Annotated in this window: 23 protein-coding genes and 1 pseudogene; 12 read left to right on the forward strand and 12 right to left on the reverse strand. The window is 64.8% G+C overall.

All coding sequences use genetic code 11. The annotated features are described in order from the left end of the window. Positions 1–14 precede the first annotated feature (14 nt). The 5 genes and pseudogenes from ACVWZ7_RS01295 to ACVWZ7_RS01315 form a co-directional block, all read right to left on the reverse strand. Positions 15–716 (reverse strand): hypothetical protein, encoded by a 702-nt coding sequence (locus ACVWZ7_RS01295; RefSeq protein ID WP_456506667.1) that lies wholly within the window; start codon positions 714–716, stop codon positions 15–17. Further along, positions 709–2,085 carry a chloride channel protein gene (locus ACVWZ7_RS01300; RefSeq protein ID WP_456506668.1) on the reverse strand — a complete coding sequence of 459 codons (1,377 nt, stop codon included), beginning with the start codon at positions 2,083–2,085 and terminating at the stop codon, positions 709–711. Before ACVWZ7_RS01300 ends, ACVWZ7_RS01295 begins: the two co-directional genes overlap by 8 nt. 363 nt (positions 2,086–2,448) lie before the next feature. After that, on the reverse strand, positions 2,449–3,336 hold the full coding sequence (locus tag ACVWZ7_RS01305; RefSeq protein WP_237563306.1) for a response regulator: 888 nt from the start codon (positions 3,334–3,336) through the stop codon (positions 2,449–2,451). A 201-nt stretch (positions 3,337–3,537) separates the two neighbouring features. Then, positions 3,538–3,660 (reverse strand): annotated as a pseudogene (locus ACVWZ7_RS01310) (Lsr2 dimerization domain-containing protein); the annotation flags it as partial. Between the two features lie 27 nt (positions 3,661–3,687). Beyond that, positions 3,688–4,611 (reverse strand): AraC family transcriptional regulator, encoded by a 924-nt coding sequence (locus ACVWZ7_RS01315; RefSeq protein WP_116765894.1) that lies wholly within the window; start codon positions 4,609–4,611, stop codon positions 3,688–3,690. Between the two features lie 295 nt (positions 4,612–4,906). On the opposite strand from ACVWZ7_RS01315, the gene ACVWZ7_RS01320 reads away from it, so the two are divergent. The 5 genes from ACVWZ7_RS01320 to ACVWZ7_RS01340 are packed head-to-tail and all read left to right on the forward strand — an operon-like array spanning position 4,907 to position 10,379. Next, positions 4,907–6,253, forward strand: a complete 1,347-nt coding sequence (locus ACVWZ7_RS01320) for an ABC transporter substrate-binding protein (RefSeq protein WP_456506669.1) — start codon at positions 4,907–4,909, stop codon at positions 6,251–6,253. A 26-nt stretch (positions 6,254–6,279) separates the two neighbouring features. Then, entirely contained in the window at positions 6,280–7,248 is a 969-nt protein-coding gene (locus ACVWZ7_RS01325; protein ID WP_456506670.1) for a carbohydrate ABC transporter permease, read from the forward strand. Beyond that, positions 7,245–8,162 carry a carbohydrate ABC transporter permease gene (locus ACVWZ7_RS01330; RefSeq protein ID WP_344367927.1) on the forward strand — a complete coding sequence of 306 codons (918 nt, stop codon included), beginning with the start codon at positions 7,245–7,247 and terminating at the stop codon, positions 8,160–8,162. The genes ACVWZ7_RS01325 and ACVWZ7_RS01330 overlap by 4 nt, the downstream gene beginning before the upstream one ends. Before the next feature lie 46 nt (positions 8,163–8,208). Beyond that, positions 8,209–9,270, forward strand: a complete 1,062-nt coding sequence (locus ACVWZ7_RS01335; RefSeq protein WP_344367928.1) for an NAD(P)-dependent alcohol dehydrogenase — start codon at positions 8,209–8,211, stop codon at positions 9,268–9,270. A 59-nt stretch (positions 9,271–9,329) separates the two neighbouring features. Beyond that, positions 9,330–10,379: a carbohydrate kinase family protein gene (locus tag ACVWZ7_RS01340; protein ID WP_456506671.1), complete on the forward strand. Its 1,050-nt coding sequence runs from the start codon at positions 9,330–9,332 to the stop codon at positions 10,377–10,379. Here the strand turns inward: ACVWZ7_RS01340 and ACVWZ7_RS01345 are convergent. Together ACVWZ7_RS01345 and ACVWZ7_RS01350 are read right to left on the reverse strand one after the other, a co-directional pair. Then, positions 10,363–11,151 (reverse strand): SDR family oxidoreductase, encoded by a 789-nt coding sequence (locus ACVWZ7_RS01345; RefSeq protein WP_456506672.1) that lies wholly within the window; start codon positions 11,149–11,151, stop codon positions 10,363–10,365. The two genes, ACVWZ7_RS01340 and ACVWZ7_RS01345, sit on opposite strands and share 17 nt — an antisense overlap. Then, a complete protein-coding gene (locus ACVWZ7_RS01350; RefSeq protein WP_456506673.1) occupies positions 11,148–12,029 on the reverse strand; it encodes a helix-turn-helix transcriptional regulator in 882 nt (293 codons plus the stop codon). The genes ACVWZ7_RS01345 and ACVWZ7_RS01350 overlap by 4 nt, the downstream gene beginning before the upstream one ends. Positions 12,030–12,131: 102 nt before the next feature. On the opposite strand from ACVWZ7_RS01350, the gene ACVWZ7_RS01355 reads away from it, so the two are divergent. The 6 genes from ACVWZ7_RS01355 (at position 12,132) to ACVWZ7_RS01380 (ending at position 16,802) form a co-directional block, all read left to right on the forward strand. Then, complete coding sequence (locus ACVWZ7_RS01355) at positions 12,132–13,583, forward strand: MFS transporter (protein ID WP_456506674.1); 1,452 nt, start codon at positions 12,132–12,134, stop codon at positions 13,581–13,583. A 130-nt stretch (positions 13,584–13,713) separates the two neighbouring features. Next, the gene (locus ACVWZ7_RS01360; RefSeq protein ID WP_456506675.1) at positions 13,714–14,595 is read left to right on the forward strand and encodes an aldo/keto reductase; all 882 of its coding nucleotides are present in this window, start codon (positions 13,714–13,716) and stop codon (positions 14,593–14,595) included. Positions 14,596–14,615: 20 nt separating this feature from the next. Beyond that, the gene (locus tag ACVWZ7_RS01365; protein ID WP_456506676.1) at positions 14,616–15,632 is read left to right on the forward strand and encodes an aldo/keto reductase; all 1,017 of its coding nucleotides are present in this window, start codon (positions 14,616–14,618) and stop codon (positions 15,630–15,632) included. Further along, entirely contained in the window at positions 15,629–16,024 is a 396-nt protein-coding gene (locus ACVWZ7_RS01370; RefSeq protein WP_456506677.1) for a nuclear transport factor 2 family protein, read from the forward strand. The genes ACVWZ7_RS01365 and ACVWZ7_RS01370 overlap by 4 nt, the downstream gene beginning before the upstream one ends. 35 nt (positions 16,025–16,059) lie before the next feature. Continuing rightward, entirely contained in the window at positions 16,060–16,392 is a 333-nt protein-coding gene (locus ACVWZ7_RS01375; protein ID WP_456506678.1) for a carboxymuconolactone decarboxylase family protein, read from the forward strand. Positions 16,393–16,400: 8 nt separating this feature from the next. After that, positions 16,401–16,802 (forward strand): (R)-mandelonitrile lyase, encoded by a 402-nt coding sequence (locus ACVWZ7_RS01380; protein WP_456506679.1) that lies wholly within the window; start codon positions 16,401–16,403, stop codon positions 16,800–16,802. A 60-nt stretch (positions 16,803–16,862) separates the two neighbouring features. On the opposite strand, the gene cls is transcribed toward ACVWZ7_RS01380, so the two are convergent. The 3 genes from cls to ACVWZ7_RS01395 form a co-directional block, all read right to left on the reverse strand. Further along, positions 16,863–18,329 (reverse strand): cardiolipin synthase, encoded by a 1,467-nt coding sequence (cls, locus tag ACVWZ7_RS01385; RefSeq protein ID WP_344367936.1) that lies wholly within the window; start codon positions 18,327–18,329, stop codon positions 16,863–16,865. Positions 18,330–18,358: 29 nt separating this feature from the next. Then, a complete protein-coding gene (locus ACVWZ7_RS01390) occupies positions 18,359–18,505 on the reverse strand; it encodes a hypothetical protein (RefSeq protein ID WP_344367937.1) in 147 nt (48 codons plus the stop codon). Between the two features lie 253 nt (positions 18,506–18,758). Next, positions 18,759–19,646, reverse strand: a complete 888-nt coding sequence (locus ACVWZ7_RS01395) for a helix-turn-helix transcriptional regulator (RefSeq protein WP_456506680.1) — start codon at positions 19,644–19,646, stop codon at positions 18,759–18,761. 289 nt (positions 19,647–19,935) lie between these two features. Here ACVWZ7_RS01395 and ACVWZ7_RS01400 point away from each other — a divergent pair, with 289 nt between their 5' ends. Next, positions 19,936–21,135 (forward strand): MFS transporter, encoded by a 1,200-nt coding sequence (locus tag ACVWZ7_RS01400; protein WP_456506681.1) that lies wholly within the window; start codon positions 19,936–19,938, stop codon positions 21,133–21,135. Between the two features lie 162 nt (positions 21,136–21,297). On the opposite strand, the gene ACVWZ7_RS01405 is transcribed toward ACVWZ7_RS01400, so the two are convergent. After that, entirely contained in the window at positions 21,298–21,603 is a 306-nt protein-coding gene (locus ACVWZ7_RS01405; protein ID WP_456506682.1) for a hypothetical protein, read from the reverse strand. Between the two features lie 219 nt (positions 21,604–21,822). Continuing rightward, the gene (locus tag ACVWZ7_RS01410; RefSeq protein WP_456509047.1) at positions 21,823–22,443 is read right to left on the reverse strand and encodes a DUF998 domain-containing protein; all 621 of its coding nucleotides are present in this window, start codon (positions 22,441–22,443) and stop codon (positions 21,823–21,825) included. Positions 22,444–22,920 lie beyond the last annotated feature (477 nt).

Below are 22,920 nucleotides of genomic sequence, written 5' to 3' on the forward strand. Positions count from 1 at the left end.
CTGTTGAAAGGGGGCTACGGATGAGTTCCCCGGTCCGTTTGAACCGAGACGTCGGTGGATTCCGGACCCAGCATGAGAATCGCACCGGTGAGGAAGCACAGGGCTCCCACGAGTGTGCCGAGATTGGACAGTTCGGCGTTCCAGACGTCGCCGCTCGAGGGGATGACAAAGGCCGCGACCGCCGAGATGCCGAACGCAACCGAACCGGCCACGTTGATGACGGCGATCTTCCATGTCCGGGGCCTGGGCCGGCCGGGGATGGCGCCGCGGCCCGCATCGCGCAGCGCCACACCGCTGGCAACGAGGAAGGCGACTGATCCCAGAGCGTCGGGTCGCCACACCCGCTGGTCGGCCAGCGCCGCGCTGAGATTATCCCGCACCGCGTTTCCCGTACTCCAGTTGAACCACAGTGTGCCGGCAAGTTGAACCGCGGCAGCGAGCCAAACGAGATTCCGCGGCGCCCAGACCCAAGGCGAGTGGCGCGCAGTGGCACGCACGGCCGGAAGCGCGTCAGCGGCTTCGCGGTACTGCAGGAATGCCGCAGAGGTGAAGAACAGCGAACCGACGAAGAATGTGGCGGCACACCAGCGCAATCCCACGGCCTCGGAGTATGACGGCACCGCCCCCAAAGCGAACAGACTCGAGCCAATGATGAACAACCATGCGATCCACCGGTCCCGTATGGTCGAACGGCGCGCGCTCGAGATCTCAGTCATGGTCGACCCCAGAGGAAGCCCGATGTTGGACGCTGCCTGGATCGTCAGGCGCCGCGGGCGCCCTGGGGCCCGGGACCGGGAGCACATTGATGATCACGAAGGACACCGCCACAGCCACCACCACCTGGGGTGTTACGGCCACACCGTCCACTCCCAGCAGCAGTGTGGCCAGCAGCGTCGACGTCAACGGCAGCCGCAGCATGGCCGCGCACATGGCTCCTATGCCCATGCCGATCGCTGCCGCGAGATTCATTCCGGGCAACCCACTCGCAGCAATACCGAGCGCCGCACCGATGAACATCGACGGGAACACCGGCCCACCACGAAATGCGCTCAGCGAGAGCCCATAGACCAGGGTCTTACAGGAGATCAGCAGGACCAGCACAGCAAGCGGGTAGTCCGCGGCGTCTGCGACCAGCTCCGGAAGTGCGTCCTGCCCCGAGAACAACACCTGCGTGAAGCTGTGCGCGGAGATCAGCTGGTACGCCATCGCGGTAAGACCGATCAGCAAGCCCAGCGCAGACGTCACCAACACCCGGTTCAGATGCACGACCGGACGAAGCGACAACGCGACCCAGCGAATCAACCATCCCAACAGCGCGCCGGCCGCGCCCATGATCACCGCCCAGCCCATCGTCGCCAACGTCGGCGGCACCGCAGGCGGCACCGCGGGCAGCGCCAGCGAGAAGCTGCCCAACCCGGTCCACCCGTCCAAGCCGACGAACACCAGCGCCCCCACACCAGATGCGATCAGTCCGGGCAGGGCCACCAGACTCAGCGTCATTCCCCCGATCCCGGCAGCCTCCATGATCAGGAATGCACCGAGCACGGGCGAGCCGAGCAGGGTACTGATCGCTGCGAAGCTGCCAGCCGACGCCATGATCGTCAGGGCCATCGGCGGAGCGTCCTTCTTCACGAGGTGCACCGCCAACGCCCCGAGGCCGCCACCGATCGCGATCAGCGGCCCCTCGGGCCCGAGCACGGCACCCAGGCTGAGCGTAGTCAGTGCCGCGAGAACGATGCCCACGAGTTCCCGACTGCTGGGCGGACCGCCGCCTGTCTTGAATCCGAACGCGGGTGAGTGGCCCCCGGTTCCGGGCAGATACCGGATGGTCAACGCCGTCAACAGCCCACACAGCACCAACCACGGAACCGGCCACCACGCAGGAGCAGAACCCCCGAGGACTTGACTCGGCAGCCCGACGAAGACGAACCGCTGGACCGCCGCGACCAGAGCGAGAAAACCGTAGGCAATGACCGAGATGGGAACGCCCAAGACCGCTGCCAGCACGAGCGCTGCGATGTATGGCCTGGAACGAATCACGACGGTCGGATCGATACTGGGCGGCGACGCCGCAGGCTCGCTCATTCCGGGCAACCCGGTGCGACTGTGACGATTCGGGTCAACCCGAATCTCCATCGTCCGTCCGAAAGACGGCCCCCAGCAAACGGAGGCGCCGATAGGACCTGGAGAACGGGTGCGGTGCGCCCGTGGTACCAGTTGAGCATCCCTGCTCCTTCCGCTGGCCCTCCGCTCGACGGCGGGAGCGTTCAGTGAGGTCGCACAAGCGATAGAGGCTGGTCAATCACGTGTTCTTCACGCTAACGCTTCCGGTGGGGGCAGTCGTCACCCAACGCGGGTGAAAGAGAACGGGTCATCCACCAATGGATACTCCGGGAGCCGGTCTTCCTGCTTGCCCGGACCCGGGAACGCCGTTCGCGCCCCTGGCTCCTACGTGCGGCTTGGTTGAGGGTGGATGACCATCCGTACGGCCCCGGTCGCGGCAAGGGCATCGGCAAGCCGGAGGGCATCCCCTGCCCGCACGCCGTCTGTGGGCGGCACGGTGGGGGCCTCGCTGGTGCAGTTCAGCAGCGCGGCCGTGACTTCGGCGACCAGATCCGGGAACCGGCTGAACCGGTAGCCGCCGTCGGCGGGGTCTTCGACGTGGCCCAGGGCTCTGGTGACGAGCACGGCGGCCTGGGTCCTGCGTGCCATGCCGAGTTTCATCAGGATGGTCGAGACCATGTTCTTCACGGTCTTTTCTGCCAGGAACATCTCCTGGCTGATCTGGCGGTTGCTCAGCCCTTTCGCCAGGCCGATGGCGGCAGTCATTTCCCGCTTTGAGAGTCTCTGGAGTCTCTCGTCCTGCCCTTGCGGCCCGAGCAGGGAGAACGGGGCCACGAGCGCCGGATGGAACCGGGCGCTGTACGCGGTATGCCCGGCCAGGGCCCGGCGGATGAGCCTGAGTTGTTCGCTGCTGTCGTCCTGCTTGGACAGGCACCCCCGAGCGCCCGCCAGAATGGATTCGATCAGCACGGCTTCGTCGGTGTCCGCGGTCATCAGCACGCAGCGGATGCCCGGGTCGGCCGCGGTGATGGCCCGGCACACGTCCGCACCGGAACCGTCGGGAAGATCATCGTCAAGAATGACCAACTCCGGGCGAAGGGCAGGGATCCGCCGGACTGCTTCGCGGGCGGATCCTGATTCCCCGGCGACGCTCAGGCCATCGGACTCGATCAGTTGACGCAGGCCCCGCCTCACGACCTCGTGGTCGTCCAGCAGATACACGCCTCGGCCGGCAAAGCTGTTGTGCGGGTGGTTTTCCGGGTCAGCCATCATTGCTGTTCCGTTCTTTCGCCTTTGAGACCCCAGAGGCGTTGTTAGTGAATCCCTGACGCCGGCCCCACTGATGCGAAGACGAACCCGGATCCCCATCCGGCCCCCTGCCGGCGCGCATTCATGCGCGCCGGTCCTTTCTCCCCACGCTAGACCTAATACCCGCTTAGTCCTAACAGCCTCCGGGCAACAGCGCAGTTCGGCCGCGTTCCCGGCTGACAGGTCTATTCCGTAGTCGGTGCCCTCGGTTGAGAACCGCACGGCTTCCTCGGCATCCTCCCCAGAAAGATCATCGATCAGCTGGACATTGATGTCGCCGGCGGCCAAGTCGCAGCTTGGAATGGCGCGCAGTGGTCAGCTTTGGACTCGCTGCCGGTACTGCCGCGGAGTTTCCCCTGCGTCGTTGAGAAAGTGCCGGTTGAAGTTGGACAGATTCGAGAAGCCGACTTCGTAACAGATCTCGGAGATCGCTTTTTCGCTCCGCTCCAGCAGGCGCCGTGCGTGGGCCAGCCGAAGTTTCCGGACCAGGTCACTGAAGTTCTGGCCTGTGGCACGTTTGAAGTACTTCGAGAATGTCGGCTCCGGCATCCCCACCATGGCTGCGGCCTCCGACATTTTGACGCTGCCGGCGTGGTTGCTGAATACGTACTCGAGAACCATGTCCACCACGGCCGCGGCCTGGCCGTCCAGCTGCGGCCTGAACCATTCGTCGGCAAGGTAGCGCCGTTCCTCCTGGGGCGCCCGCGCCAGAATTGTAAATAGCTCCAAGAGGTGGCGGAGCCGATCCAAGCCGGTGGACGCGCCGATCGCCTCGATGGACGCTGCGGCCGACGCGGCTGAGCGGCCCAGGAACTCGACGCCGCGTGCGGACTGTTCCAGCAGGGGTTTGAGCTCGGCCAGTTCTGGGACCAGGGCAGCGGTCTGCTCGACCCATTTTCCGTCAAACTGGATGACCGCGTCCCGCTTCTCCAGGACTTCGCCGGGCTCAAGGTCGCTGACCCAATCATGCGGCAGCCCCGACCCCACGAGAGACACCTGGCCGGCCTCGAAGGTGCCGATGTGGTCTCCGACGATGAATTTTCCGGTGCCCTTGCGGATGAGGTGGATCTCGTACTCGGGATGATAATTCCAGCGCGCCACAGGGCTGGGGTAGTCGTGCTCATGCCACCGGACCGAGTGGTTGGGGTCGGGCGGGATAACCTCCCGGTTGGCGTGCATTCCCAGCAGCCGTTCGGCCAGCCTGGCAGTTGCTCCGTCGGGAGGCTCCGCGGCAGTCATTGCAATTCTCCGTTTGGTGAGTGGTTATGAAATCTGGACGGCACCTAAGCGCCTTCCCCTAGGTTAGCGGCTTCTTGGAAGAAGAGCGGCGAAAATTAGTATCAGAAATTGGCAACCAGGACGCTAGTTGTGTCATACCCCACAGGCCTAATCTTGAGGAACAGCAGCACGGCAACCGGCCTCGAGCCGGTCGCCCGTCTTCGGCCCCGCACCCCGACGCAGCAGTCGGAATGCACCCCGACGCAGCAGTCGGAATGGGCAGCATCGCACCCCCTGAAGAACAAAGGAGTCCTTAATGCGCGCAAAAATACGCGTCGCCACGTTGGCGGCAGGCGCCCTGTGCGTGGCACTCAGCGCCTCGGCCTGCGCAGGCGCCGGTGGCGGCAATTCCGCCGGTGACCCCAACAGCATCAATGTCCTGATGGTGAACAACCCCCAAATGGAGGACCTGCAGCGGCTCACCGCTGATAACTTCACCAAGGAAACCGGAATCAGGGTCAACTACACCGTCCTGCCGGAAAACGACGTCCGAGCCAAAATCAGCCAGGAATTCTCGAGCCAGGCCGGCCAGTACGACATTGCGTCGCTGTCCAACTACGAAATCCCCTTCTATTCCGCCAACGGCTGGCTGGCACCGCTGGACAACGTGGCCAAGAATGCCGAGTTCAACCAGGCGGACATCCTGCCGGCCTACACCGCCTCCCTGACCGGCAAGGACGGCAAGCTCTATGGTGAACCGTTTTACGGTGAGTCTTCCTTCCTGATGTACCGGAAAGACATCTTCGACGCCAAGGGCCTAACGATGCCGGAGAAACCGACGTGGGACGAGGTCGCAGCCCTCGCCGCCAAGGTCGACGGGGCAGCGCCGGGGATGAAGGGCATCTGCCTGCGCGGCGAGCCCGGCTGGGGCCAGGTCTTCGCACCCCTGACCACCGTGGTGAACACGTTCGGCGGGACCTGGTTCGACAAGGACTGGAACGCAAAGGTCAACGCTCCCGAGTTCACCGCGGCGGTCGATTTCTACACCAAGCTGGTCCGCGACCACGGCGAAGCAGGGGCCGCCCAGGCCGGGTTCACCGAGTGCCTGAACAACATGAGCCAGGGCAAGACCGCGATGTGGTACGACGCCACCTCGGCGGCCGGGGCACTGGAAGCGGAGGCCTCCCCTGTGAAGGGGAGGATCGGGTACGCCCAGGCCCCGGTGAAGGAGACTAAGTCCTCGGGCTGGCTGTGGACCTGGTCCTGGGCCATGCAGGCGGCTTCCAAGAAGCAGGACGCTGCCGGGAAGTTCATTGCCTGGGCCAGTTCCAAGAAGTACGAGGAACTGGTCGCTGCCAAGCTCGGCTGGGCCAAGGTCCCGTCCGGCAAGCGCATCTCCACCTTCGAGAACGCCGACTTCCAGCAGGCAGCGCCATTCTTCAAAGCCGAACGCTTTGCCATCGAAAACGCCGATCCGAAAAACCCCGGCGTCCAGCCGCGGCCGGCTGTCGGCATCCAATTTGTCGGTATCCCCGAGTTCGCCGCCTTAGGCACCAGAGTGTCCCAAGGTGTCAGCTCCGCCATCGCCGGCCAGGGCTCCGTGGCCGATGCCGTGGCCAAGGGCCAGGAAGCCGCACAAAAGGTCGGCGACAAGTACAAGTAGCAACAACCGAACCGCAGGAGAACATCATGACTACCGCAACGGCGCGCGTCTCCCGGCACGGGAGCAGCACAGCCACACCTTCCAAGAACGCCAGCGCGCGGGAACGCGCCGTGGCCTGGGCACGGCGTGCACCGCTGCTGCCGGCACTGATCTTCCTCATCATCGTCACCCAGCTCCCGTTCGTGGTGACCCTGATCATCTCGTTCATGAACTGGAACAGCCTGAGCCCGAACAAGACCGGGTTCGCCGGCATTGAGAACTACATCCAGGTCCTCACCGATCCCTACATGCTGCAGGCGATCGTCACCACCATCGTCGAGACCGTCTCGGTGGTCCTGGCCAGCCTGGTCCTCGGCCTTGGCCTGGCCCTGCTCCTGGACAAGAAGTTCATTGGCCGCGGCCTGGCCCGAACCCTGCTGATCGCACCGTTCCTCATAGTTCCGGTTGCCGCGGCGCTCATCTGGAAGCATGCCATCCTCAACCCCGTCTACGGCCTGATCAACGGCGCCCTCACCTGGATTTGGTCGCTCTTTGGCAGCGACGCCCCGCCCCAGCCGGACCTGTTGTCCCAGGCGCCCCTAATGGCCATCATCGTCTCGCTGGTCTGGCAGTGGACTCCGTTCATGATGCTCATCCTCCTCGCCGGCCTTCAGTCCCGTCCGATGGACACCGTCGAAGCCGCCCAGATGGACGGCGCAAGCCCCTGGGACATCTTCCGCCACCTCACGCTGCCGCACCTGCGGCAGTACCTGGAACTCGGCGGACTGCTCGGGGCCATCTACATCGTGCAGAATTTCGACGCTACCTTCGTCATCACCTCCGGCGGCCTGGGCACGGCCAACCTGCCCTACGCCATCTATGAGACGTTCTACTACGCCAACGAATACGGGCTGGCGTCCGCCGCCGGCGTCGTGGTGGTCATCGGCACCATCATCGTGGCAACCTTCGCACTCCGCACCGTATTCTCGCTCTTCAAGAAGGAGGCAGCACGATGAGCACGCTCACCCCGGCCGAACCCCGGGCATCAGTCCCCGCCCCGCCCGCCCGCACTACCGGTTCCCGACGCCGGGGCAAGTCACGCATGGACCCCACGCGCAACAACACGGCCGCCGGCATCGCCGCCTGGCTGCTGGCCCTGCTGTTCGCGGTACCGGTTCTGTGGATGATCCTGACCTCGTTCCACTCGGAAACGGACGCCGCGACGAACCCGCCCTCCATCGCCGCCGACCTTAACCTGGACGCCTACAAGGAATTCTTCGGGGCAACTTCCGGCGTCAGCCCGTGGCCGTCGCTGATCAACTCCGCCACCGCCTCGATCTTCTCCACCGTCCTAGTCCTGTTGCTGGCCATCCCGGCCGCCTACGCCCTGTCCATCCGGCCGGTGAAGAAGTGGACCGACGTCATGTTCTTCTTCCTCTCCACCAAGATGATGCCCGTCGTCGCGGCCGTCCTGCCGCTCTACCTTTTCGCCAAAACCGCCGGGGCGCTGGACAACATCTGGTTCCTGGGCCTGATGTACACGTCGATGAACCTGCCCATCGCCGTGTGGATGATGCGCTCTTTCCTCGACGAAGTGCCCGTTGAAATGCTCGAGGCCTCCCAGATCGACGGCGCGGGCCTGTTGCTGACGCTCCGGAAGGTCGTCGCCCCCGTCGCGATGCCCGGCATCGCCGCCACCGCGCTGATCTGCTTCATCTTCAGCTGGAACGAACTCCTCCTCGCCCGGGTCCTCACCGGCGTCGTAGCCGGCACCGCCCCGGTCTTCCTCACCGGCTTCGTCTCAGGACAAGGACTGTTCCTCGCCAAGGTCTGCGCCGCCGCCGTCGTGATCTCCCTGCCCGTACTCTTCGCCGGTTTTGCCGCCCAGGACAAACTCGTCCAGGGACTCTCCCTCGGCGCCGTCAAATAGCGCCGTCAAGTAACCGGCCCCCTTCGATTCTCAAAGGAATACTTCGATGACAACGTCAACCGCACAGTCCCGCGCCTCCGGGCATTCTGAAGTACCGGCCACCATGCGCGCCGCCGTCCTCAAACGCCAGGGCGACATGGCCATGGAAACCCTGCCCGTCCCGAAGCTGGAAGCGGACCAGGTCCTGGTGAAGGTCGCCGCCGTCGGCGTCTGCGGCAGCGACGTCCACTACTACGAGCACGGCCGGATCGGGGACTACGTCGTGGACCACCCGCTGATCCTCGGCCACGAGCTCTCCGGCCGGATCGCCGCCGTCGGAAGCGATGTTGACCCGGGCCGCATCGGCCAGAGGGTCGCCGTCGAACCGCAGCGGCCCTGCCGGAAATGCAGGCAGTGCAAAGCAGGACGGTACAACCTGTGCCCCGACATCGAGTTCTATGCCACCCCGCCGGTCGACGGGGCCTTCACCGAATACGTGACCATCCAGGGCGACTTCGCCTACGAGATCCCGGACAGCGTCAGCGACGAGGCAGCCGCCCTCATTGAACCGCTCTCCGTCGGCCTCTGGGCCTGCGAACGCGCCGGTATCAAGCCCGGCAGCCGCGTCCTGATCGCCGGCGCCGGGCCTATCGGCATCATCGCCGCCCAGGCCGCCCGCGCCTACGGCGCCGCCGAAATCTACATCAGCGACATCGCCGAAGACCGCTTGGCCTTCGCCCTGAAACACGGCGCCACGCACGCCCTCAACGCCGGGACCGACAGCGTCGAAGGGCTCGACGTCGATTCCTTCATCGACGCCTCCGGCGCCCCGCAAGCCGTCCGCTCGGGCATCAAAGCCGTAGGCCCCGCCGGCAGGGTCATCCTGGTCGGGCTCGGAGCCGACGACGTCGAACTCCCCGTCTCCTACATCCAGAACCACGAAATCTGGCTCTCCGGCGTCTTCCGCTACACCAACACCTGGCCCCTTGCCATCCAGCTCATCGCCGACGGCAAGGTGGACCTGGACATCCTGGTCACCGGCAAGTTCACCCTCGCCGAATCCGAAGAAGCCCTGAAGGCGGGAAAGCAGACCGGCCAGCTCAAAGCCGTCGTCTACCCGGGCCGCTAGGCTCCGCGGCTCCGGGACATCAGCAACCACTCTCAGCACCAACCTGCAAGGAAGCAGACATGCCACCACCCGAGAACGGTCCCCAGCCAGACCTCTCTGACAACGTCCCCCTGTTCACCGTCATCGGCGAATCACTCGTCGACATCATCGATGACCCGCGCCGAGGAACCACCGCGCCCGAAACCCACCCCGGAGGCAGCCCCCTGAACGTTGCAGTCGGCTGCGCCCGCCTGGACCTCCGAACCAGCCTCATCACGCACTTCGCCGAAGACCGCCATGGGCGGATGATCGCCGAGCATCTGGACAGCAACGGCGTCCGGGCCATCGTCGGCGGTTCCCTGCCGACATCAACCGCGCTGGCATCCCTGGACGCCACCGGAGCCGCGCAATATTCGTTCTCCGTCACTTGGGATATAAACGCGGCCTCCATCCCGGCCCTGGCTGCAGTGGAGAGCTCACTCCATGTCCACACCGGCTCCATCGCGACGGCGCTCCCCCCGGGGGGCACGTCGGTACGGGGACTGATCGAGGCGGCCCGGCCCCACGCCACCATCAGCTTCGATCCCAACTGCCGGCCCGCCATCAGCCCCGAACCGGCTGCCGCCCGCCAACGGGCAGAGGACTTCGTTGCCGTCGCCGACATCGTCAAAGCCAGCGACGAAGACCTCCGCTGGCTCTACCCCGGCAGGACCCAGGACGAATCGATGGCAGCGTGGCTGGAGCTCGGACCATCGTTAGTGGCACTGACCCGTGGCGCCCAGGGCCCGGTGATCCTCACCCGGCGCTGCCGTGTGGAGATGCCCGGAGAATCCGTCACCGTGACCGACACCGTCGGGGCAGGGGACTCCTTCATGGCCGCACTGATCTCCGGACTCGCCCAAATGGACTTACTCGGGGCCGCATCCAGATCACGCCTGCAAGACCTTGGCCCGGACGAACTGCTCGCCTTGGCCGCATACGCGAACAGAGCCGCTGCGATCACTTGCTCCCGGAAGGGGGCAAATCCACCCACCTCCGGAGAATTGGGATCGATGACCGGATTCTTTGCTGCATCGGCAAACTTTGGCCGTCATGCGGAGTCGAAGCCCCCATTTAGTCCCCGGCTTTGAGGCTTCCTGCTTTGACGGTGGCGAGGTCGTCACGGAACATTTCGGGCTCGTTGGCGACAGGGAGGTCCACGATGTCTTCGGCTGCATCGAGAGATTCGACTGAGTCTGGTGTCAGGGAGGTGAAGACGGCGGTGAGGTCGTCTTGTTCGGGTCCGTGGTCGGCGACGAGTTCGAGAGTCTTGTGGTCGGCGGCATCAATATCAAGACTGTCGATGAGGACGCGGGCGATCTGGTCCCTGGCGATAACGCCGTCGGAGGGTGAGCCGGACTGGCGCCTGTCGCCCTGGAGCATGACGACCTTCCGCTGGTCGGGTTGATTGTAGTCAAACCAGCCGGGGCGCACGATCGTGTACGGGTTACCGCTGCCGCGGATGAGGCGCTCACTGCGCAGCTTCCACTGGGCGTAGGCGACGCCTGGTCGTGTTATCCCGATGGCGGTCATGAGCGCGATGCGTGGCCGGCGGCCGCCCAAGGCTTTCAGGACGTTGGCGACGCCGGCGTAGTCGTTATCCCGCACGTCGCGTTCGCTGGTCGTGGATCCGTGGGTGAACACGATTGCGTCGACTCCGTCGACGGCCGGCCCGAGGGTTTCGGGACGAGTCAGATCCCCGATCACCAGGTCCACACTTTCGGGGAGTAGGCGGGCGGCGCGGGTCTGGTCGCGCACGAGCGCCCGGACCGCGTAACCCTGTCGCAGCGCCTCGGCCACTGCGTGGCGGCCGATGCTGCCGGTGGCGCCAACGATGAGCACGGTGGAGGGACGGTCGATCACTTCTTCTCCTTGACGGGGATCTGCGGGGTGGGCTGCTGGGTCGCGGCCCAACTGGCGAGGACTTTCAGAGCGTCTTCGGAGGGTGTCCCGGGATCTGCTGTGTACACGTTGATGCGCAGTCCCGGGTCTGCGGGCAGCTCAAGTGCTTCAAAGCTCAAGTCCAAGTCGCCAACGATCGGGTGGTGGAGCCGCTTCCGGCCGGCGCGGTGGTACTTCACATCGTGACGGGCCCACCGGGTGCGGAACTCCTCGCTGCGGGTTGAGAGTTCACCGATCAGATCCGTGAGGTCCTTGTCGTACGGGTTTTTCCCGGCCGTGGAGCGCAGGACTGCGACGACGTCGTCCGCTGCTCGTTCCCAATCAGCGAAGAACTCCCGCGCTTTCGGATTCAGGAAGGTGAAGCGTGCGCTGTTCGGCGGAGTGGGCCCCTCTGCCATCATGTCCAGATAAAGGGCACGCCCCAGTTCGTTGGAGGCGAGGACATCCCCTCGGTCGTTGCGGACCCAGGCCGGCGCCGTCGTGATCGCATCGATGACGCGCTGCACGCTCGGCCGCACCGTCTGGGGGCTGCGCTTGCGCCGCACCCGGGGGGAGGCGGTCGCGGCGCGGGCAAGGTCAAAAAGGTGGGCCGTTTCGGCGTCGTCGAGCTTCAGGGCACGCCCGAGGGCTTCAAGGACACCGTCCGAGGCGCCCGAGAGGTTTCCCCGCTCAAGGCGTATGTAGTAATCGATGCTCATTCCGGCGAGCATGGCGACTTCCTCGCGGCGCAGGCCGGCAACGCGCCGGTTGCCGCCATAGGCCGGCAGGCCGGCCTCCTCGGGCGTGATCCTTGCACGGCGGGAGGTCAGGAATTTCCGCACGTCGTCGCTGTGTGTCATGGCATCCACGCTACGCGCGGTCGATGGGACGAGGGAGGGACTGGCATTACCCGGAACGACAGTGACTCCCGGCCCGTAAGGAATCAAGGTTGCATTGAAAGCATGAAACCTGCACCCGCAACCGCTCCGCACCCGGCGGCGATCCTAGCGATCATCCTCGTCAGCTACTTTATGATCCTGCTGGACAACTCGGTCATCTTCACCGCGCTGCCGAGCCTGCAGGCCGATCTGCGGCTGACGACCAGCGAGCTTTCCTGGGTTCAGGATGCGTACACGCTGGTCTTCGGCGGCCTGCTCCTCCTTGGCGCCCGTGCAGGCGATCTGCTCGGACGGCGGCGTGTCTTCGTCTTCGGGCTGGTGGTGTTCTCGATCGCGTCCCTGCTGATCGGCGTCGCCCCGGCGGGGTGGTGGGCGATCGCCGGCCGCGCCGTCCAGGGTATCGGAGCCGCGATCGTCGCGCCCGCATCACTGTCCCTACTCACCGCGAGCTTCCCGGAGGGCCGTGAACGCACCCGTGCCGTCGCCTTGTACGGTGCTACCGCGGGGATCGGCGCAAGCCTGGGGCTGGTCATCGGCGGCGCGCTGGCCCACTGGATCTCCTGGCGCGCCGGGTTCTTCGTCAACGTACCCATTGGCGCCGCGATGATCGCGCTCGCGCCGCGGTTCATCCCGGAAACAGGCCGCGCCCGCGGCCGCTTCGACGTGCTCGGGGCGCTCAGCGCCACACTGGGCGTCGGAGCTCTCGTGTTCGGCATCATCAACACCACCGACGCCGGCTGGACCTCACCGGTCACAATCACGGCCGTCAGTACCGGCGTCGTGCTCCTGGTCGTGTTCGTGCTGATCGAGCGCAGGGCGGCCCAGCCGATCATGCCCTTGCGGCTGTTCGCGAGCCGCCGCCGCACCGGCGCCTACCTGGCACGTTTCCTGTATCTGGGCGCAATGATCGGGTTCTTCTTCTTCACCACCCAGTTCCTGCAGGAAGTGCTCGGCTTCGACCCGCTGCGGGCCGGCATCGGATTCCTACCCATGACGGCGGTCAACTTCGCCGTCGCGATGAGCATCCCCCGGCTCGTAGGCCGGATGCCGGGCTCGGTCCCGCTCCTGACCGGGATCCTGCTCACGTTGACCGGGATGTTCTGGCTCAGCCGAGCCGGAGTCGACTCCGCATACCTGACAGGGGTGGCTCTGCCGATGATCCTCATCGGGGCCGGTCAGGGCCTCGCTTTTGCTCCACTGACCTCGTTCGGCATCACCGGCGCCCCCGCGTCCGACGCCGGCGCCGCATCCGGCCTGGTGAACACCTTCCACCAGGTCGGCACCTGCCTCGGGCTTGGTATCGCGGTCGCTGCCGCAGCCACCGTCCCGACCCCGGGCTCTGCCGTAGCCCACCTGGCCGCGCAGGTCAGCGTTGCGCTGACCACGGGCAGCGTCCTACTGTTCCTTGCCCTGGGTGTCACCGCCACCCTCATCCTGCCAGCAGACTTGGCTGCCCGCCGCACCAGGGCACCCCGGATAGCCGTGCCCGTACCGGAGGCCGAGCGCGTCCGCTGAGCTGGCCGGCCGGCAAGCCCAGGGCAACACCAACGAGCGGCACCCCTCGCGGTGCCGCCTCCCGCTCGATGGAGGTAATGATGTGCCCTCCCACAACTCCCCACCTCTGAATACCGTGAAAGGCATGGACATGAAACTTACTCTCAACAACGGCATTACGATGCCCGCCCTCGGTCTGGGCGTCTTCCAAAGCGCCCCCGAGAAGACCACGGCCGCCGTCGAGGCCGCGCTTGCTGCCGGCTACCGGCATATCGATACCGCCGCCGCGTACGGCAACGAGCGGGAGGTCGGTGAGGGCATCCGCAACTCGGGCCTGGACCGTTCAGAGGTGTTCATCGAGACCAAAGTCTGGGTCAGCGACTACGGCTACGCCGAGACGCTGCATGCTTGGGACAAGGCGACGGGCAAGCTCGGCGTTGACTACTTGGACCTGCTCATCCTGCACCAGCCCGCCCCGGACCGGTTCGAGAAAACCATTGCCGCGTACAAAGCACTTGAGCGCCTGCTCGCTGACGGGCGCGTGCGGGCCATCGGCGTCAGCAACTTCATGCCGCACCACCTCGAGCAGCTGCTGGCCACCACCGAGATCGTCCCGGCCGTGAACCAGATCGAACTGCACCCGTACTTCACCCAGCCGGACGTCCAGGCAGCCGACACCGAACACGGGATCCTCACCCAGGCATGGTCACCGATCGGCGGCATCACCTTCTACCCGGGATGGGGCGAGGACCGCAGGAACGTGATGGAAGACCCGACGATCACCAGCATCGGACAAACGCACGGCAAGAGCCCAGCCCAGGTCATGCTCCGCTGGCACTTGCAGCAGGGCCGTTCAGCCATCCCGAAGTCGACCAACCCCGCACGCATCGCCGAGAACTTCGACGTCTTCGACTTTGAACTCAGTGCCGACGAACTCGCCGCCGTCGACGCGCTCGATACGGGCGTGCGCAACGGACCGGACCCCGACGAGGCCCGCGAAGAGCGCTTCGCCATGGTCATCCCCGAAGCCTGAGACAGAGAGTAGACACCACCATGGAATATCGCCCACTTGGCCGCACCGGCGTGCAGGTCAGTCCCTTATGCCTCGGAGCGATGATGTTCGGCCCCTGGGGCAACGACGACCGTACGGACGCCATCCGGATTATCCACCGCGCCCTCGACTCCGGCATCAACTTCATTGACACCGCCGACGTCTACTCAGGCGGGGCATCCGAGGAGATCGTTGGGCAGGCTCTCGAGAGACGCCGCGACGACGTGTTCCTCGCGACGAAGTTCTTCATGCCCATGAGCGAGGACCCCAACCAGCGCGGCGGATCCCGCCGCTGGGTCATCCGCGAGGTCGAAAACTCCCTCCGTCGTCTGAACACCGACTACCTCGACCTGTACCAGGTCCACCGGCCCAGCCCCGACACGGATGTCGAGGAAACCCTCGGCGCCCTTACCGACCTCGTCCGTCAGGGGAAGGTTCGTTACATCGGCTCCTCGTCGTACTCCGGATCCCAGATCGTGGAAGCCCAGTGGGCGTCGCGTACACGGAACCTGGAGCGGTTCGTCACCGAGCAGCCGCCGTACTCGATCCTGGTCCGCGGCATCGAAGAGGACATCCTGCCGACGGTGCAGCGCCACGGCATGGGTACCCTCACCTACAGCCCGCTCAGCGGCGGGTGGCTCTCCGGGCGCTGGCGGAAAGACTCGGCGTCCGCACCCGCCTCTTCCGCACGTCCGAATGCCCGGTTCGACATGACAAGCCCGGCCAACCAGCGCAAACTCGACATCGTCGAAGATCTCGCCCACCTGGCCGAACAGGCCGGTTTGACCCTCATTGAGCTCGCCATAGCCTTCGTGATCAACCACCCCGGCGTCACGGCAGCGATCGTCGGACCGCGCACCCTGGAACAGCTCGAGTCCTACCTGCCCGCCGCCGACATCACTCTGTCCAGCGACGTTTTGGACCGCATCGACGAACTCGTCGCCCCCGGCGTGACTGTCAACCCTGACGACAACAGCTACGGTACCCACGAACTCACGGCGCAGGCGCGGCGACGGTGACAGGCGTGACCGCCGCGGCGGTAGAAGCGCTCCATGGCACCCTGTGCGAGGCGATGGTGGGCGGTGACGTGGCGGAGCTGGACAGCATCCTCGCCGACGACTTCACGCTTACCCACATGACCGGATACGTGCAGTCGAAGGCGGAATGGCTTGGTGCCATCGATACCGGCCAGATGCGGTACCACCGGATGGAAATAGTCGAGGCCGCCATCAGAACGGAAGGGACCACGCCCGGTTTGACCGCCCGCACACTCACCGACGCCACGATCTGGGGATCCAGGTCCACCTGGCGCCTGACGCTGCGTTCCTGGTTCGAACCCCACGGAGACGACTGGGTCATAGCACGCACCGTCGCATCCACCTGGTATTTCCCACGCAGCCCGTCCATTTGACGCACGAAAGATTCCAAACCGAAAGAAGGATCATCATGACTAACCAACCCAAGCAGCTCGGTGGCGGCCGAAAGATGTTCGGCGACTTCGCGCCAAAGCTTGCCGCGCTCACTGACGACGTCCTCTTCGAAGACGTCTGGAACCGGCCTGAACTCTCCGCACGGGACCGCAGCCTCATCACCGTGGCCGTGCTCACCGCTGGCGGAAACACCGCCCAGCTGGGCTTCCACCTCGGCCGCGCCATCGAGAACGGTGTGACCCAAGAGGAGCTCATCGAAGCCATCACCCACGTCACGCTCTACGCGGGCTGGCCCCAGGGCATGTCTGCCATGGGCGTCGCCAAACAGCTCTTCACAGACAACAAGTAAGGAACATCATGAACATCGAACCCTTTGTGCCCACCACGAAAAACCCGGCGGCCCAGTTCGCTGGCGACGTCTGGCTCGACCCAATCGCGCTCCCCCACGAGTCTGACCAGACGATGGTCGTCGCGACCGTCCGCTTCGCGCCCGGAGCACGCACAGCCTGGCACTCCCACCAGCACGGTCAATATCTGCGCGTCACCCAAGGTGTAGGCCGTTTCGGTACCCGAGACGGAAAGATCATCGAAGTCCATCCCGGCCAGACGCTCTACACCCCGCCCGGCGAGGAGCATTGGCACGCCGCCGCCCCGGGCTGCTTCATGGAACACATTGCCATGATCCAAAACGGCGAAGACCCGTCCAAGACCACCACTTGGCGCGAGCACATAACAGACGACGAGTACAACGGCCGCTAACCGCGGCTTTCCCCCCAAGGGCTTCGGTGTTTCAGCGCCGTCGGGTCTGGACCAATTTCCCTATTGGAGGGACGCCGTCAGGCGCGCCAGGTTGTCGAATACTTTTTGGGCTATGGGCCGCCGGATCCAGTCCTCGAGCTGCAGCTCACGGCTTTCCACGCGGTACCCGTCTTCGATCCGGCGAATTGCGTCCACAAAACCGCGGCCGTGCACAAGGACGGAAACTTCCATGTTGAGGCTGAAAGAACGGACATCCATGTTGCTGGACCCAATCACCGCAACCTCCTCATCGATGGTGAAGTGCTTAGAGTGCAGTACCTTTGGCGCCCGGTAAAGGTAAATCCTGACGCCGGCGCGGAGCAGTGCCTCGTAGTAGGAACGCTGCGCGTGATAGACCATGCTCTGGTCTCCGACCTCGGAAACAAAGAGCTCGACGCTTAGCCCCCGCGCGGCTGCCGTGACAATAGCCATCAGGATGGATTCGTCCGGGACAAAGTATGGACTGGTGATGCTGACGCGACGCTCAGCTTTGTGGATTAGCGTCGCGTAGAGCTTCAAATTGTTGTCGTTGTCGAAGCTGGGACCACTGGGCAGGACCTGTGCGTCAACGAGCGCGGAACGTTGGCTGACTCCTAGGGGGCTTGAATCCAGTGGCAGTATCACACCCGTTTCGCTGTACCAGTCCGTTGCGAAGACCGCATCCAGCTCCCGGACCACAGGTCCCTCGACGCGCATCATCAGCTCATGCCACTGGAGCCCGCGCTTCAGGTTACCCTTCGTGTCGTAGCTCGCGTCGATGACGTTCTGGGACCCAGTGAATCCCACGCGGCCATCGACGACGAAGATCTTCCGGTGATTGCGCAGGTCCGGCCTCTGCCATTCGCCGCGCCACGGCCGCACCGGCAGCATGGGGCGATATTCCGCCCCTATCTTCTGGAGGAAGTCCAAGGTTTCTTTCCGGCCGGGGAACTTTAGGCCAGCCAGATGATCGGACAGAACCCGCACGTCAACGCCGCGTGATCTTGCTCGGGCCAACGCTTGAAAATACGGCGCCGTCGTTGCGTCCAACACCAGGATGTAAAACTCCACGTGCACATAACTGGTGGCCGAATCGATCTCAGCGATCATGGCATCGAAAGTGCCGTTGTAGTCGCCCAACAGGGTCGCACTGTTGCCCGCGACCATAGGGAGCGCCCCAAGGTTGCTGTTCAACACTACCGCCGAATGGAGCCACTCCGGCCAGTCAAGGCCGCGGCTGATCAGTGGGCTGCCTTCAGTCCGCGCCAGGACCAGAGCGTTGACTTCGCGCTGTTTGTCCCGGCGCGCCTTGGGCAGTTTCGAGTAACCGACAAAGAAATACGCGACTGCACCCAGGATCGGTATGAAAATTATGGCGAGCACCCAGGCAATAGCCGAGGACGGACGGCGATTCATCGACACGAGGACAGCTGCGACGGTCACGAGCAATATGTGGGCCGCAAGCAGGAGCAACGCAAATGTTTCAGCGTCCTGGAAGAATCCGCGCACGGCTGCCTACTTCGATGCCGCGAAGGCCGTCAAACCAGCACCCGGCTTTTGATTCTTTCAAACTGATCGCGAAAAAGGTCACCGATGATCGCAAAAACACCAAACAGGTAGGCAAAGAAAACGGACGCAGCGAAGAACCGCCAGAAAATATCCCACGAGTTTTCCCAGAAACTCATTTGTGTTACCTGCTCTCAAAGACGCGGTCTCGTTTCCGGGACGGCCTGTCCCTCAGCCCTACCCGTGGAGGGTATGACTATTGTTGGCGCTAAGCCCGGCATGGACCTCACCCGCTGCGGGTGAAATCCCGGAAATGTTTGGAGCGAATTCCGGAAACGAGTTCATGAGCGTCTGGCCGAAGGGCTGCTCACAAATAGCTCGAGAAGGGAAAATCCCGTACGCTTTCAGGAGCCAGAGCCGGTGAAACTTTTGTCAGCTCGTGGTTCGGTGCCTTTCAGTGGGTGTGTGCTCGCTCGCTCCCCAGCTTGCGAGGAGGCGGAGACGTTCCGCTGAAGGGGAGCCTGGCTCTGCGGTGTAAACCATAAGCACGAGGCCTGGCTCGGCGGTGATCGCGAGTTCCTCGTACGCGAGGGTAAGTTCCCCGGCCACGGGGTGATGGAAGCGTTTTGTTCCGGAGCCATGGGTGCGTACGTTGTGCGCGCCCCATAGTGCACGGAAGGTCTCGCTTCGTGTCGAGAGCTCTCCGACAAGGTCCTGCATTGTGCGGTCGTGAGGGTCCCGGCCCGCTTCGGCACGCATGATGCCCACGCACATCTCGCCAAACTGCTCCCAGTCGGGGTAGAAGTCGCGCGAAGCCGGGTCCAGGAACTGAAACCTCGCGAGGTTCGGGGTGCGGCCACTGTCTCCGATCACCGGCGAGTAGAAGGCGCGCCCCAAGGCGTTTGTCGCGAGCAGGTTCTGGTACGGGTCGCGGACGAATGCGACACCCTCGGTGATCGCTTCCAGCGCCCACTGCAGGCTCAAGCGGGCCCCGGCTTGGGCGGTGGCGCGTTTGCGGAGCCTCCCGGAGGTCGGGATGCCATCTGCCGCCCGGGCCAGGTCGAACAAGTGCGCCCGCTCGGTGTCATCGAGACGAAGGGCGCGGGCGACGGATTCGAGCACGGACGCGGACGCGCCCGCGATGGAACCGCGCTCGAGCTTCGCGTAGTACTCCACGCTGACGTCGGCGAGTAACGCGACTTCGCTGCGCCTCAGCCCGGCCACCCGACGATTCGACCCCGCGGCAATGCCGGCGTCTTCCGGTGTGAGTCGTGCGCGCCGCGACATCAGGAACTCTCGCACTTCAGCCCGGTTATCCATGGTTCAAGGGTAAATCGGCAGGGAGGAACGAGGGGTTCCCTCTCGGTACACCCCTCAACAGAGACTCCCCCGCGCACGGAAAGAAAGTTGGACTGGTTGGACCCGATGAACAGGAGAGCAAATTATGCGTGGTGTTGTCATGTACGGCGCCGTCGGACTCTCGGCGATCCTCGCCGCCAAGCAGCTCGGCGCCAAGGGGTCTATCCCACGGCCCGTGGGATAGACCTCCCGCCGCGTCCGATCTCCAAGCCCGATCCCCGGCATCACCGCCCCGCACGAAAGGAGCCACATGACAACCGTCCCCACACGAACACCTGCACCAGAAGTCAGGGCACAGCAAAAGCTGCCTTTGCTCGCCCTCGTCGTCCTGGCCGCAATGGGATTCATCCTCGTCGCTACCGAAACCATGCCAGCCGGCCTGCTCCCCGTCATCGCAGCAGGCCTCCACACAAGCGAAGGAACTGTCGGTCTGCTCGTCAGCGCCTACGCTCTCGGGACGGTCCTCGCCACCATTCCCGCGATCACCCTCACCCGCGGCATGCGACGAAAGCCTCTGCTGCTCGCGAGTATCGCCGGACTCGTGATGGCCAACACGCTCACCACGTTCTCTCCTGAGGCGACACTGTCTCTCGTCTCACGATTCCTCGCCGGCGCGTTCTCGGGAACCATTTGGGGAATGCTCGCTGCCTACGGCCGCCGCATCAGCCCGCCCCAAAACGCCGGGCTGTCCCTGGCCATCGTTTCCATGGGCGCTCCCCTCGGGTTCGCTTTCGGCACCCCCCTCGGCGCCTGGATCGGAAGGACCTTCGACTGGCGATGGTCCTTCGGCGCGCTCTCCGTCCTCGCACTCGTCGTCGGCGCACTGATCATCGCATTCGTCCCTGATGCCCCCGGGCAACCGGCCACGTTGCGGCTTCCCCTGGGGCGCGTGTTCCGGATCCCCGGAGTAGCCCTCATCCTCACCGTCATCGTCGTCTGGATGCTCGCCCACAGCACCATCTACACCTACATTGCCCCCTACCTCCGCGCCACAGAAACCGGCCTCTCCGCCGACCTCGTCCTACTGATCTACGGCATCGCATCGGTCATCGGCGTGGCCATCACCGGAGCGCTGCTGGACCGCTGCCCCCGGCCCCTCCTGCACCTGAGCGTCACCGCGTTCGTCGCATCCGGAGTCATCCTGCTCATCGGACACACATCGGCCCTGGCCATTGTGATCGCCGCCGCCCTCTGGGGCGTCGCCTTCGGCGGCGCGTCAGCCCAGCTGCAGGGCCCGCTGACCACCGCAGGAGGCGAAAACGCCGACGTCGCCAACGCGTTCCTCCCGGTCGCCTTCAACATAGCAATCTTCGGCGCCGGCATCCTCGGCGCACTCCTCCTGACGCCATTCGACGGGCTGGCGCTACCGGTAGTCATGATCGCCCTCGGGATCGCAGCCCTCCTGCTCACCCTGTATGGCCGCCGGTCGGCATTCCTCCGCCGCCTCTGAGCAAATCCAGTTCCTGCAATGAGGGCAGGCACGGATGGGGACTCTGCAAATAGCGCACAAGCGGGCACCACGGGCCACGACGCACTCAACCTACTCGCCAGCTGAGCCACCACAGTACGCAGCGAAACACGGCTCAAGACGACCGACTCAGCCCCTCAGCGGTCAGCCCGCGCCCTGGCCCTCGCGGGCCACCTCTTCCAGAATCCTGGCCGTCGGCGCTGCCGTCATCAGCTGCCCTATCACCTCGGGTTTGTCCCACACCTGGCTGCGCAACGTTTCCAGAAAGACGGTCGCGGCGTCCTTGGTATCGAAGTCGAGGAGCACGGCCACGCTGTTCTGGTCCTCCGTGTCCCGGAAAACCCGGATAGACCGGGCGCCCGAGGCGGCGCGGCCTGCGGGATCGGTGTCGAAGACTTTCTTCCATGCCTCGTAGTCCCGGACCGGATAGCTAATCTGCAGGGTGAACATCGTCGTTCCTTTCCCTCGGGCTGTGTCAGGACCACGATAGGCCGTCCCGCGTCATCCCGGTAGGGCCGGAGGGCGGCCCTGCTCCCCTGCGGCGCGGCCTCGAAACCTTCGGCCCTCGCTAGACCAAACCCTTCGGGCCGGCCGTGGCAGGTCCGACCGGCCCGGTGTAAACGGGGCCGCGAGGCCACAGTGTGCTCCGCCGCGTCCTCGAGCCCAGGCCTACGCCCTCGTTGATGGGCTGTGTTGCGGGAGGGGGCAGAGGTGGCGCAGCCGGAATGCGACCGCGAAGATCCAAGCCATAAACGTGACCAGAATGGCCCGTTGCACGAGCCCTTTCCAGTCGAAGAGTCCGCTACCGGGCTGCTGGCTAATCTTGAGCAGAACGATCCCGAGAGTAAGGACCACGCCGCTGAGAAGTGTCCACCCCGCCAGGGGGCGCCAGGCCGGGTCCCTGCGGAAGCGCCGGTAGAAAACGAAGCAACTGAACGGCGCGAACGTGAAGACGATGGCGCCGAAGATACCGTGCACCATGCCATGCGGACTGGTTTGGCCGAACATCGCCGACGGGTCGGTGACGAACGGCCCCGAGGCAATCAGGCTGACGCCGATCCCCTGCACAAGAAACGGCCCGGCCCGGGAAACCGCGCCGGCGCTGAAATAAGCGGCCAGACCGCGGCCGAACATCAACACCAAGGCGCCCGTCAGCACGAAGTTGAGGACCTGGACCCACCCATAGGGGCCAAGAGCCAGCTCGCTGACGAACATACCCGTCCAGGAGTAGCCGGGGTACAGCCACCCGTAAACGGTGAAGACGGATACAAACAGAACGGCGCCCGCCATGCCCGCCACGGCCCCCACCCGGACGCGCCGTGGTGCGGCCGCCGACAAGCCGGGGACAGGGCTCGGGATCACAAGGTGGAGCCTAGTACGATCCGGGGGTCATACGACACGGCACCGGGAAGCAATTTGGTCTTTACGCTGATGGTGACATGAGCGTTCACGGCTTCGGGTTCGCGCGTCTCTCGTGGCCGCGAAGATCGTCCAATACGACCGAAGCCACCGCGGACCAGGCCACACCAACTTCCGAACTGGAGAATCTCTAGGCCTGCGCGGACGTCAGAACATAGTTCGGCCCGTTCCGTAAGCACGCACGCACCCCGTCCTTTCTCCATCTCCCCGCCAGGATCTCGGGTGTCTTGCACAACCAGCAAGACACGGCGCCAGCACCAAAATGAATCGTCCCGCAACAAGGTCAACGCCGAGCGCGCTCCCAAGACGTGTCAGGGCCGGTCACCTTGTGCATCGCGACGTTCGGTC

This window comes from Arthrobacter sp. TE12232 (genome assembly GCF_054062615.1).